The 12,751-nt window shown below is 45.2% G+C and carries 12 protein-coding genes; 8 read left to right on the plus strand and 4 right to left on the minus strand.

Annotated elements, in window-relative coordinates; translation table 11 throughout:
• Positions 1 to 10 precede the first annotated feature (10 nt).
• The 3 genes from hydA to ACMUMQ_RS09350 all read right to left on the minus strand — a co-directional run bounded on the left by hydA (position 11) and on the right by ACMUMQ_RS09350 (position 4,325).
• Entirely contained in the window at positions 11 to 1,450 is a 1,440-nt protein-coding gene (gene hydA, locus ACMUMQ_RS09340; RefSeq protein WP_414681720.1) for a dihydropyrimidinase, read from the minus strand.
• Positions 1,451 to 1,531: 81 nt separating this feature from the next.
• On the minus strand, positions 1,532 to 3,016 hold the full coding sequence (locus tag ACMUMQ_RS09345) for an NCS1 family nucleobase:cation symporter-1 (protein WP_414681721.1): 1,485 nt from the start codon (positions 3,014 to 3,016) through the stop codon (positions 1,532 to 1,534).
• 67 nt (positions 3,017 to 3,083) lie between these two features.
• Positions 3,084 to 4,325: a Zn-dependent hydrolase gene (locus ACMUMQ_RS09350; RefSeq protein ID WP_414681722.1), complete on the minus strand. Its 1,242-nt coding sequence runs from the start codon at positions 4,323 to 4,325 to the stop codon at positions 3,084 to 3,086.
• A gap of 239 nt (positions 4,326 to 4,564) precedes the next feature.
• Here ACMUMQ_RS09350 and ACMUMQ_RS09355 point away from each other — a divergent pair, with 239 nt between their 5' ends.
• The 8 genes from ACMUMQ_RS09355 (at position 4,565) to ACMUMQ_RS09390 (ending at position 12,094) form a co-directional block, all read left to right on the plus strand.
• Positions 4,565 to 5,224, plus strand: a complete 660-nt coding sequence (locus tag ACMUMQ_RS09355; RefSeq protein WP_414681723.1) for a TetR/AcrR family transcriptional regulator — start codon at positions 4,565 to 4,567, stop codon at positions 5,222 to 5,224.
• 260 nt (positions 5,225 to 5,484) lie between these two features.
• Positions 5,485 to 6,612, plus strand: a complete 1,128-nt coding sequence (gene cofG / locus ACMUMQ_RS09360; protein ID WP_414681724.1) for a 7,8-didemethyl-8-hydroxy-5-deazariboflavin synthase CofG — start codon at positions 5,485 to 5,487, stop codon at positions 6,610 to 6,612.
• Positions 6,609 to 7,823, plus strand: coding sequence for a 5-amino-6-(D-ribitylamino)uracil--L-tyrosine 4-hydroxyphenyl transferase CofH (cofH, locus tag ACMUMQ_RS09365; protein ID WP_414681725.1), 1,215 nt, complete (start codon positions 6,609 to 6,611; stop codon positions 7,821 to 7,823). The genes cofG and cofH overlap by 4 nt, the downstream gene beginning before the upstream one ends.
• Positions 7,823 to 8,797 (plus strand): 2-phospho-L-lactate transferase, encoded by a 975-nt coding sequence (cofD, locus tag ACMUMQ_RS09370; RefSeq protein WP_414681726.1) that lies wholly within the window; start codon positions 7,823 to 7,825, stop codon positions 8,795 to 8,797. The genes cofH and cofD overlap by 1 nt, the downstream gene beginning before the upstream one ends.
• A 14-nt stretch (positions 8,798 to 8,811) precedes the next feature.
• Positions 8,812 to 9,468, plus strand: coding sequence for a 2-phospho-L-lactate guanylyltransferase (cofC, locus tag ACMUMQ_RS09375; protein WP_414681795.1), 657 nt, complete (start codon positions 8,812 to 8,814; stop codon positions 9,466 to 9,468).
• Complete coding sequence (cofE, locus tag ACMUMQ_RS09380) at positions 9,461 to 10,234, plus strand: coenzyme F420-0:L-glutamate ligase (RefSeq protein WP_347984176.1); 774 nt, start codon at positions 9,461 to 9,463, stop codon at positions 10,232 to 10,234. The genes cofC and cofE overlap by 8 nt, the downstream gene beginning before the upstream one ends.
• 86 nt (positions 10,235 to 10,320) lie before the next feature.
• Positions 10,321 to 10,998, plus strand: coding sequence for an NADPH-dependent F420 reductase (npdG, locus tag ACMUMQ_RS09385; RefSeq protein ID WP_414681727.1), 678 nt, complete (start codon positions 10,321 to 10,323; stop codon positions 10,996 to 10,998).
• A gap of 88 nt (positions 10,999 to 11,086) precedes the next feature.
• Positions 11,087 to 12,094, plus strand: a complete 1,008-nt coding sequence (locus tag ACMUMQ_RS09390; protein ID WP_414681728.1) for a TIGR03842 family LLM class F420-dependent oxidoreductase — start codon at positions 11,087 to 11,089, stop codon at positions 12,092 to 12,094.
• A 63-nt stretch (positions 12,095 to 12,157) separates the two neighbouring features.
• Here the strand turns inward: ACMUMQ_RS09390 and ACMUMQ_RS09395 are convergent, their stop codons facing one another.
• A complete protein-coding gene (locus tag ACMUMQ_RS09395; RefSeq protein ID WP_414681729.1) occupies positions 12,158 to 12,619 on the minus strand; it encodes an Lrp/AsnC family transcriptional regulator in 462 nt (153 codons plus the stop codon).
• Between the last annotated feature and the right edge of the window lie 132 nt (positions 12,620 to 12,751).

Consider the following 12,751-nt stretch of genomic DNA (forward strand, 5'->3'; position numbering starts at 1 on the left):
ATCTTTTGGCCTAACGCTCCACTGGAATAGGTTTATTCAACTCTTTACGTTTTCTCAATGATTCGTAAAAAGGCGCATAAGTTGGTCTGTCGATGTATTTGCCATCACCAGATTGAGCGAGCAAGGTGTTGTTATGCCACGCTAATTTGCCATTACAGATGGTTGTTTCAGGCACACCATGAATTTCCATCCCTTCAAAGATACTGTGTTCAATATTGGAATGATGAGTTTTGGCAGAAATGGTTTTGGTAGCTTCTGGGTTCCAGATGACCAAATCCGCGTCCGCGCCAACACGAATACAGCCTTTATTTGGGTACATATTGAAAACCTTCGCCGTATTAGTGGAAGTGAGCGCCACAAATTCGTTCGGTGTGATTTTGCCTTCGTTCACGCCTTTTTCCCATAACACCATCATGCGTTCTTCTACGCCCGCGGTGCCGTTTGGAATCATGGCAAAATTGTCTTTCCCCATGGCTTTTTGTTCGGCACAGAAAGCACAGTGATCGGTTCCTGTGGTTTGCAAAGTGCCGCTTTGTACGCCATGCCATAACGCATCTTGGTGTTTTTTGGGTCTGAATGGAGGGCTCATCACATGCGCAGCCGCCGTTGCCCAATCCGGGTTTTGATAAACACTATCGTCAACAGTTAAATGCCCTGCTAAGACTTCACCGAAGACGGTTTGACCATTGTTTTTCGCATAACGAATTGCATCCACGGCTTCTTCTGTGGAGACATGTACTAGATAGATTGGCGCGCCCAATGTATTGGCAATACTGATCGCACGATTAGCCGCTTCGCCTTCTACAGATGGTGGACGAGAGAGAGGATGTGCTTCTGGGCCAGTCATGCCTTCCGCCATCAATTTGTTTTGTAAGTGATACACCAACTCGCCATTTTCTGCATGAACCGTTGGTACAGCGCCTAATTCTAAGCACTTAGTAAAGCTTGAGACGAGAATATCGTCTGTGGCCATAATGGCATTTTTGTATGCCATGAAATGTTTAAAGCTGTTCACACCATGGTCTTTCACCAAGATTTCCATTTCTTCTGCAACACTGTCTTCCCACCAAGTAATCGCCACGTGGAAGGTGTAGTTGGAATGGGCTTTTTCTGCCCATTCGCGCCATTGTTTGTAGGCTTCCAATAACGATTGTTGAGGGTTTGGAATCACGAAATCGATAATGGTTGTGGTGCCGCCAGCTAAGGCCGCGACAGTGCCAGAAGCGAAATCGTCTTTCGCCACAGTTCCCATGAAAGGAAGTTGCATGTGAGTGTGTGGATCGATACCGCCCGGCATAATAAGTTTGCCAGTGGCATCAATGATTTCTGCGTCTTTTGGTATATTGCTAATGCTACCAATTTCGACGATTTTGTTGTCTTTACAAAGAATATCCGCTTTGAAGGTTTCTTCGTGAGTGACGATAGTGCCACCTTTAATTAGTAGACTCATGGCCGCCTCTTTAAATAAAAATGAATGGGGTTATTAATAATAAAAATCAGCGACACAGAGGTGCCGCTGATGAACAAACCATTAAGAAGACATTGCACTAGCTTGTTTTGCTGAGCCTGCTTGCATGTTGGCAAGTAGGAAATAAGCAACGGCACCAGTGAAAGCGCCTGTAAACCAGCCGTAGCTGTAGAACCAGCTTAATGCTGATACGTTTAAAGCAAGAATGGTGATAGCAACTGGAATGGCGAAAGCCGCTAAACCTGCCACGTTGAAAGATGGGTATAAGCTATTTGGTGTGTAAAGTGCGACCAAATCCAAATGCTGACGCTTGATGAAGAAGTAGTCCACAATCATGATGCCTGCAATTGGCCCCAACAAGCTTGAGTAACCCAACAGCCAGTTTGAGTACATGCTTTCAACACTCACATCAGATTCCAACCAGCCCATTTTCTTAAGCAGTTCCCAACCCATAAGCAGAATACCGACCAAACCAGTCAGTAGAACGCCACGAGTGTGGTTAATGTATTTCGGTGCGATGTTTTGGAAGTCGTTTGTTGGAGAAACGATGTTCGCCGCTGTGTTTGTTGAAATCGTTGCGATAATGATCAGAACCATCGCAATTGCTACCCAGAATGGGCTATCAATTTTACCGATCAGAGAAATTGGGTCAGAAATGGTTTCGCCAACCAAGGTTGTTGAAGCAGCTGTCAACATCACACCCAAAGCAGCGAAGAAGAACATAGTGACAGGCAAGCCGATGATCTGACCAATCACTTGGTCTTTTTGAGTTTTTGCGTAGCGACTGAAATCAGGAATGTTCAAAGACAAGGTTGCCCAGAAGCCAACCATTGCTGTTAGACCACCAAAGAAATAGCCCATAAAGCCCGCTTCTTCAGGGCGGTTTGCCGGAATGGCAAGCACTTCAGATACAGACACTTTACCGCCAGCCCAAAGCATCAAGCCAACACTGACGATCAACAATAGTGGAGCAGACAAAGTCTCTAACCATTTGATGGATTCAGAACCGCGAATAACCACTACCATTTGCAGCGCCCAGAATACGAAGAAGCCAATCACTTCACCAACGCCGCCTAAACTTGCCCAGCCAGAAGAAATCGCAGACAAGAATAAATGAATTGCCAAGCCACCAAACATGGTTTGAATACCGAACCAACCACAGGCCACAAAGCCACGAATCAGACAAGGTATGTTGGAACCCACAATGCCGAACGACGATCGCAATAGCACAGGGAAAGGAATACCAAATTTAGTGCCTGGGTACGCGTTCAATGTTAGTGGAACCAACAAGATCACATTAGCAATCAAAATGGTAAAAAGGGCTTCCATCACGGAAAGACCAAAGTAAGCGGTTAATACACCACCTAATGTATAAGTCGGTACACAAATTGACATACCAACCCATAACGCGGCGATATTCCATTTATTCCAAGTACGATCTTTGATTTTCGTTGGTGCTAAATCGTCGTTATATGCCGAGCTTTGTTTGAGGTCGGAATCGACCTCTAACTCATAAAACTCGCCTTGTTGAATAGACTTACTGGTCATTGTTGTTCCCCTTTTTCTATTTTTGATTCACTGATTATTTTTTCTCAGTGTGATTTATTAATGCTGTTTAACCTTGTTCTTTCGCGATGCGTTCACTGGCTTCTAACATAGTGTGTAAAAGCACATTGGCGCCAGCGGCACATTCTTCTGGTGAGCTGTATTCCGCTTCGTTATGGCTAATGCCGTTTAAACAAGGTGTGAAAATCATTCCGGTTGGGACTAAATCCGCCATGTAGCAAGCGTCGTGACCTGCACCTGCGTAAATGTCCATGTGGCTGTAACCGAGTTTTTCTGTTGCCGCTTTTACATCGTCTGAGGCATTGAATTCCACTGGAGCGAAATACCAGAAAGGGTCGAGTTTGACTTCTAAATCGTGCTCTTTTGCGATTTTTTCACAAAAGGTAGTCAGCTCTTCATGCATGGTTAATAGAACATCTGGGCGAGGGTTGCGCAGATCGGCGCTGAATTTCACATTGCCCGGAATTGTGTTACGAGAGTTTGGCCACACCTGCATAAAGCCAACTGTGCCTAAGCCGTTTTCATGGCGAAGGGCGATGGCGTTCATTTCAGTGACAATGGCAGACGCAGCTAACATGGCGTCTTTACGCAAATGCATTGGCGTTGTGCCCGAGTGAGAAGGGCGACCGATGACTTCCACGTTGTACCAGCGAATGCCTTGTCCAAGGCGTACGATGCCGATGGATTTCTTTTCGTCTTCTAGAATTGGGCCTTGCTCAATATGCGCTTCAAAAAATGCGCCCATGTTGCGGCTGCCTAATTCCATTTCGCCTAAGTAACCAATGCGTTCTAACTCGTCGCCAAGGCGAATGCCATTCACATCGGTTTTGTTTAATTCAGTTTCTAGGTCAAAGCGACCAACGTAAGTGCCAGAACCTTGCATCGCCGGTTGGAAGCGCGAACCTTCTTCGTTTGTCCAAACAGAAAATTCCATTGGTGTTGGTGTTTCAATGTTGTTTTCATGAAGTGTTCTAAGAACTTCAACGCCAGAAAGCACACCGAAAACACCATCAAATTTACCGCCTGTCGGCTGAGTGTCTAAATGGCTGCCTGTACCAACAGCGGGTAAATCATTATTCTTTCCTGGGCGACGAGCAAATATATTGCCTATTTTGTCTACTTCCACTTCACAACCGCAGGCTTCACACCAAGAAACAAAAAGGTCACGGGATTGTTTATCAAGATCTGTACCTGCCAGTCGGTTACAGCCGCCTTTCTCCGTACCGCCAATTTCTCCCATTTCCATTAATGAGTCCCAAAGGCGTTGTTCATTTATACGAAGGTCTTTCATGGCTTTCTCCTAATACCGATGCAAAATCATTTACCAAAAGGTAAAAAATACAGCTAAAAAAATTTAAGATAACTTGTCTTTCTGGTCAGCAATAAGCAGGCCAAGTTTTAATCAAAAGCGAATAGAAAGACTCGTTTGATTCATATAAGTGTGTTAGATTTTAAATAGAGAAAATTAGGAAAATATATAAAAAACAGTACGTTATGATTCTGTTTTTTGTTTTTCAAATGAGGTTTTAAGTGGACAATAAATTGGTTGAAAAAAAAGTAAGAAGAACAAAGCAGTCGATAAATCGTGAAGAATTAGAAGCGCGCATCCTACGTTCTGCTGAAGTGGTCTTTGCTGAAAAAGGTTACAGCGGTTCTTCCATGGAAGCGATTGCCAAAACCGCGAATATTTCCAAGCAAAACCTAATTTATTACTTTCCAAACAAGGAGTTACTCTACAAACGTGTACTGAAAGAGATGCTCGATATTTGGATTGAAAAGCTCTCTTTTCTGGAAACGGAGGGAGAAACGCCAGAAGTCATCATTCGTCGTTATGTTCAAGAAAAAATGGCACTTTCTCGCATTTATCCTAATGGTTCTAAAGTCTTTGCCCATGAAATTATCAGCGGCGCGCCGATGCTAAAAGAATATCTTATCAGCCATTTAAAACCTCAATTTGATCGTGACGTTTTGTTGGTTAAGTCTTGGATAAGTAAGGGATTAATTGACCAAACAGACCCAGAACATTTGTTTTTTACTATTTGGGCTGCGACACAAACCTACGCGGATTTTTCAATTCAAATTGAAATACTGCTAGGCAAAAATAATTTGGATCAAAATGATTTCAAACGAGCGGAAGAAGCGGTGACAGAATTTGTTATGCGCGCTCTTGGTGCTAGAAAAAATATTTAAAATAAATTTAAGGCTATTTCCTTTAATTTTTCTTATTTCAATAACGCCTAATTTAGCAATTTTTTAATCAGAAAAAGTGCTATTTTTCATAATCTTAACCTTTTGGTTAACTTTTTACTTATCTGAACTTTATTTCCCTAGATCAATTTTAGTGCGCGTTTTGCACTAATAAAAACGATTTACTCCGTGCCAAATGATTGCTATTAATTTTTATACCAAATGGTAAAAAAGTTAATTTTTCATTAAATATTGGAGTGAATATGATCTCTGTTTCTGAAGCCATATCGTATGAATTTGCTACTGGGCCAGACTTGTATGCACTCTGCCAACAAGCGTCCCAGATTCGTAATAACTACTGGGGTAAGCAGCTTACCTATTCTAAGAAAGTCTTTATTCCACTGACCAATATGTGTCGTGATTCTTGCGGCTATTGCACTTTTGTTCAGTCGCCAGATTCGATTCATTCCAACTACATGACGCCGGAGCAGGTGCTAAAAACAGCACGGGAAGGTCAGGCTTTAGACTGTAAGGAAGCTCTGTTTAGCTTGGGCGAACGACCAGAAGAGCGTCACCAGAAAGCCCGCGATTTACTGGCAAATTTAGGTTATGACAACACCTTAGATTATCTCCATGACCAATGTGAAAATGTTTTAACCAATACCAGTTTGCTTCCTCATGTGAATGCGGGCGCTTTGTCATTCGATGAGTTGAAACGGTTAAAACCTGTTGCCGCAAGCATGGGCATGATGCTGGAAAATGTTTCCACAGATTTATTAAAACAAGGCCAAGCCCATTACGCTTGCCCAGACAAAACACCAAAGCGCCGCCTCGATACGATAGAGCAAGCAGGCAAACTGGACATTGCTTTCACCACTGGAATTTTGATCGGCATTGGCGAAAGCTGGGAAGACAGAGTTCGCAGCCTTGTGGCGATTCGAGATCGCCACCTTGCTTACGGTCATATTCAAGAAGTCATCATCCAAAACTTCCGTGCCAAAGAAGGCACAGCCATGGCAGGCTGCCAAGAACCCAATTTAGACGACATGAAGCGCACGATTGCGGTTGCTCGATTGATTCTCCCTGAGGAAATCAGCATACAGGCGCCGCCTAATTTAGAGATCGAATACGGCAGCTACATCAATGCTGGCATCAACGACTGGGGTGGTATTTCCCCGCTTACCAAAGATTTTATTAACCCAGAACGTGCGTGGCCGCAGATCAGTAGTGTGGCGACTGCTTGTGAAGGTTTGGGCTATTCATTGGGCGAACGTCTGACGATTTATTCCCGTTTCCAAGATCAAAACGATAAATACCTAACCCCTAATTTAATACAAAGAGCGGCATCATTGGTTGGCTATGCAGCTCATGTAAGAGGAGCAATCGCATGAATTTATCGACCTTAACCACAGAAAAATCAATACATCCGGCGCTATTCACCGATCAAGTTACGCCAGCGGTTCGTGGCATTTTAGAAAAATCTTTACTGGGTGAAGAGCTGAGTGTGGAAGAAGCGTGTGTCCTTTTTGCGACACAAGGTGAAGACGCTCAAGCCGTGTTAGATACCGCAGACAAGGTACGTGAAAAACGCGTTGGCGACACAGGTACCTTTGTGATTACACGCAATATCAACTTCACCAATGTGTGTTACATGGGGTGTCGATTCTGTAATTTCGCCAAAGAAAAGGGTGATAAAGAAGCCGAGTTTTTGAGTGTAGAACAAGTGGCAGACAGAGCGGAAGAAGCGTGGAAACGTGGCGCAACGGAAGTCTGTATTCAAGGCGGTTTGCACCCAGACATCGACGCGAACTATTACCGAGAGCTAATCATCGCGGTGAAAAAACGCGTTCCAGAGATTCACATTCATGCTTTCTCGCCGTTTGAAATTTGGTACGGCTGCAAGAAGGCCAAGCTGGAACCAGAAGTATTTTTATCTGAGCTGAAAGCCTTGGGGTTAGGCTCTATGCCGGGCACAGCCGCAGAGATTTTGGACACAGAAGTTCGCAAACAATTAACCAAGAACAAACTCACCACAGAAGAGTGGGTGCGCATCATCAAAGCCGCTCATTCGGTTGGCGTGCCAACCACGTCGACCATTATGTACGGTCATGTGGATCAGCCGATTCATTGGGCAAATCACCTTAAATTATTGCGTGATATTCAAAAAGAAACGGGCGGTTTTACGGAGTTTGTTCCTCTTGGATTTATTCATTACGAAACCCGTTTGTTTAACGACAATCCTGACAAGGTGCGTCCTGGCCCAACCCGAGACGAACATTTCAAAATGCACGCCATCGCGCGACTCATGCTGCAAGGTTACATCGACAATATTCAAGCGTCTTGGGTAAAAATGGGGCCAGATGTGGCAACGCAAATGTTGCGCTCTGGTGCAAATGATTTGGGTGGCACCTTGATGAACGAAAGTATTTCAAGAGCCGCTGGCGCAACCCACGGACAAGAAGTTTTCCCAGAAGATATGGTGGCGAACATTCATGCCGCCGGTTTCAATGCCATTCAGCGCAACACCAAATACGACACAGTAAAAGATTATGGCAAGACGGCTTTTCAATCTAACCGAATCGACATTGTGGGAGTGGCCTAATGGCAGACTTAACGATCACCTTGTTGGCGGGCGGTGTCGGTGGTGCAAAAGCGGCGGAAGGCTTGGCGGCGAGCCAATATGCCAGCGCGACCAGCATCATTGGCAACATTGCCGACGATGACGAGTTTCATGGTTTGTGGGTGTCGCCAGACATAGATACCTTGATCTATTCCCTTGGCGATCAAATCGACCGAGTACAAGGCTGGGGGCGCAAAAACGAAACTCACCAAGTGTTAAAAGAGCTGAATGCTTTGGGGCAAAACACTTGGATGACGCTGGGAGATTTGGACTTAGCGACGCATATTTATCGCACCAGTCAAAAAGCCAAAGGCGTGAGTGCCAGTGAGGTGACGACGGCTTTGGCAAAACGTCATGGTGTCAGTGTGCCTATTTTGTTGCCAACCAACGACGTGGTGCAAACCCGAGTTAAAACGCCAGCAGGTTGGTTGTCTTTTCAAGAGTTTTTTGTCCGTGAGCACTGCCAACCAGAGGTGTTAGATATTGAATACAAAGGCGCTTCGGATGCTGTGGCGACACCAGAAGCGTTGGCGCAGATAACACACAGCGACATTATTGTGATCGCGCCAAGCAATCCGATCGTCAGCATCGGTGCGATTCTCGCTGTGCCAGAAATCCAACAAGCCATTGAAAGCAGTGGTGCTTATGTCATCGCTGTGTCGCCACTTATTGGTGGCAAAACCATTAAAGGACCTGCCGATAAAATGCTCGAAAGTGCAGGTAAAAGCATCGATTCAAACGGTATTTATGCGTCTTATGCGTCGTTTTTGGATGCCTTAGTTATCGACACTGTGGATCAAGAGGAGGCGACGGGGTTAGAGCAAAAAGGCCTAGACGTTTTGGTCACGCCAACCTTAATGAAAACCACGGAAGAGAAATCAGACTTGTTATCCAGTGTTGTTCAATTTGCTTTGACTCAATCTCTCTCGAAACAAGGCGCAAGGAGGGCAAGCTAATGTCACATTTTTTAATGGATAAATTGTGCGTGGTGATTCCCATGAAATCCCCGCAACGTTCCAAGCAACGTCTTGCTCACAGCATGACGGACGAAGCTCGTGAAAGCTTATCTTTGAGCCTTTTTCAAAACACCTTAGCGTTTTTCCAAACGCATTTTCCTAGATTGGATGTGTTGGTGGTCAGTGAATCATTAGAGGTATTGGACCTTGCTCAGTCTTATGATGCCAATACCTTATTTGATGATGGCGAAAACGGTTTAAACGGTGCGTTAACTTTTGCCTGTGATTGGGTTAAACAGTCTGGTTATGACAGCCAATTGATTATTCCTGGTGACATTGCCGTACTGAATCCAGATGAAATCCAAGCATTAATCACGGTCGCGGATGACGCGGAAGTGGTGATTGCTGTGGCAAAAGACGGTGGCACAAACGCCTTGCTGACATCACCGCCAGACGCCATTGAATTTGAATATGGCCATCAGTCCGCGAGACTTCATAAAGGCAATGCATTTGAAAATGGCTTGAGTTGTCATTCATTAAACTTCACCGATTTGGCGTTAGACATAGACCAAAGCGATGATTTGAAACAAGCGGTAATACAAGCGCCTGAACGTTTCAATGCATGGAAATCGTGTTTTATATCACCCGTTAAGGAACATCAATATGCCTGATTCTATGAGTATGTTTCGTCTAATGGGCTTGCCTGATTTCCAACAAGGTGACGATTTAGCGCAGAAAATTATTGATACTTTTATCTCACAAAAACAAACCTTGGTGGCTGGCGATATTTTGGTCATTGCTCACAAAGTGGTGTCTAAAAGCGAAGGCGCGTGCGCGTATTTAGAAGACGTCACGCCAAGCGAAGAAGCCATTGAGCTGGCAAAAACGGTGAATAAAGACCCGCGAAAAGTCGAAGTGATTCTTTCTCAATCAAGCCGTGTAGTACGCGCCATGAAACGTCCAGATCAAGACGAAGGCGTTCTTATTGCTGAACACAAACATGGCTACATCTGCGCCAATGCTGCGGTCGATGAGTCAAACGCAGATCATCCGGGACAATTGATTTTATTGCCAGAAGACCCAGACAAAAGCGCCCGAGAAATCTGCCTTGCTTTAGAAAAACATTTTGGCTGTGAATTGGGTGTCATCATCAGCGACACCTTTGGTCGACCTTGGCGATTAGGTCAAACCAACGTGGCGATTGGCTTGGCGAACGTGCCGGGCGTGATGCACATGTTGGGGGAAGAAGATGCGTTTGGTCGTCCGCTGAGTGTTACTGCACCGGCTTTTGCAGACGAACTCGCTGCCGCATCTGGCTTGCTCATGGAGAAAAGTGCCAAGTCGCCTGTGATTGTTTTCCGTGGTTTGGATTGGCCGAGAACCGATAGCTCAAGCAAAGATTTGATGCGCGCTCATAACGAAGATTTATTTAGATAAACAATCACTTCGTGCAGCAATCGTTAATAGTCAGAAACGTAAACCGATTTAACACATTAATATTCGATAAAAAGAAAGAGGAATGTATGAGTAAAGTAGCAATCATCGGCGGTACAGGCCCGCAAGGTAAAGGCCTCGCATTGCGTCTGGCGCTGGCGGGTGTCAGTGTCGTTTTGGGCTCTCGTGATGCAACAAAAGCACAAGACGCCGCGACAGAAATGACCGCGCAGCTGTCCGAAAAAGGCACCATTGCTGATATCACAGGCATGAGCATGGAAGACGCCACCAAAGCGGCGGACGAATTAGTGATCTTGTCTGTGCCTTATAGCGGCCATGACGCAACACTGACCGCTCTAGCGCCTTTGCTCACAGATAAAGTGTTGGTGGACATTGTTGTGCCATTGGCGCCGGGCAATCCAAAAGCCGTTGAAATGCCAAAAGAAGGTTCTGTCACGGAAGCCGCACAAGCTTTGCTTGGCGAAAGCATTCCGGTGGTTGGCGCCTTGCATAACGTCTCTGCCGTCACCCTGAACGACCTTTCTCGCGCCATTAACTGCGACATTTTAGTGTGTGGTAATGACCTTGACGCGAAGAAGAAAGTCATGGCGCTTATCGAACTTATGGGAACCACAGCTTACAACGCAGGCTTGGCAGAAAGCGCCCGCTGTATTGAAGCGCTGACGCCTATCTTGATTCGTTTGAATATTTCGAAAGAGGTGCCGTTTAGTCACGCGGGTGTGCGTATTTGCCCACCAGAACATTAAGTTCGACTGCTGAGCTCACCAATACTTTGTTAAAGGTTATTGAAATTTAAAAAACTAATTAAAAACATTATTGCAAGAGGAACACATTATGGAATTTGGTATCACGTTTAAAGGTTTTGTTAGCCCAGACCGCGCACGAAATTTGGTTCGTCAGGCGGAAGAAGCGGGTTTTACTTATTGCTGGTTTTACGATTCGCACATTCTTTGGCGCGAGTCATTTGTTGCCATGGCAATGTGTATGGAACATACGAAAAATATGCGTTTCGGACCTTGTGTGACGAACCCGAACATTCGTGATTGGTCTTTGTCTGCCAGCTTATACGCAAGTTTGGCGCATCAAAGTAATGGCCGTTTCGACATTGGTCTTGGTCGTGGTGATTCGTCTATGCGAGTGATGGGGAAAAAGCCAGCGACTTTAGCGCGTTTGTCTGAATTCACTACCAAGGTGAAAGCCATGGTTCGTGGTGAAGAAGTGGAATATGGCGAATGCCCTGAGCCAGTGAAATTGCCTTGGGCGACAGGTTACGAATTGCCTGTTTGGATCGGCGCGTACGGCCCGAAAGCCTTGGCAACGGCGGGTCAAGTGGGTGACGGTGTGATTCTGCAAATTGGTGATCCAGACCTTGTTAAATGGTTTACGGATCAGTCGATCAAAGCGGGTGAAGAAGCGGGCCGCGATATGTCCAACTTCAAAGTCCAAGCGGCGGCACCAGCCTACTTTGGCGACATGGATTACTGTATTGAACACACGAAATGGTTCCCAGCGATGGTCGGTAACCACGTAGCCGACATCGTTGAAAAATACGGTGCCGATTCTGGTTTAGTGCCAAAAAGCTTAACGGACTACATTGAAAACCGTAAAGGCTACGACTACTCGAAACACGGTCAAAGTGATAACCCATTCCTAGATTTCATCACAGAAGACATCGTGAAAAGCTTCTGTGTTCTAGGTACGCCTGAAGAGCATATTGCCAAAATCAAAGATCTTGAAGCGGCTGGCACAACGCAATTCAACATCTACCTAGACAGCGGAGACGAAGAAGAAATCATCGCGAAATACGGACGAGAAGTGATTCCGGCTTTTGCTAAAGGGTAATTTAGATAACCTCTAAACAATCTCTCTAAGTGATTTAAAAGCCAACCTAGTGTTGGCTTTAATTTACACCAGCAGTCGACGTTTTACGGGTGTAGATTTGACGATGGCGGTGTTGGTATCGGCGAGTTCTGAAATGCTGTCCAGAATTGGGTCAAGCTCGCTGATGTCTTTTAGGTATAAGCGTGCGATGTAGCAGTCGTCTCCGGTGACTTTATCGCATTCTACGATTTCGGGTATGGCTTGAATCTGTGCTTCTAGTTCATGAATTTTTCCGGGGAGTTGGCGCATACGCACAATCGCCATTAGGCTATAACCCAAGGCCACAGGGTCGATGTCGACTCTATAACCTGCAATCACACCATTTTCTTCCAGTCTTTTTAAACGCTCATTAACGCTAGGTGCGGTCATGCCAACGGTGCGAGCCAGCTCGCTGACAGGGGTTCTCGCGTTGTCGAATAATAGCTTGATGAGCTGGGTATCTATGCCATCTAGATGGTATTCATTTTTTTTAAAGTTATTTCGCATTTTTGCCTCCAAAACACACAGTTTTTATCTATATTTGCCTTTTTTTGTATCTGCCAATGGCGTTGATTAGCCTTTATTCTATTTATCATAGAACAGTGTGTTGATGAAAGATAAAGGAAGGTTTCATCTTCT

The sequence above is a fragment of the Marinomonas algae genome (assembly GCF_047525555.1).
In the GTDB taxonomy this organism is placed as follows: Bacteria; Pseudomonadota; Gammaproteobacteria; order Pseudomonadales; family Marinomonadaceae; genus Marinomonas.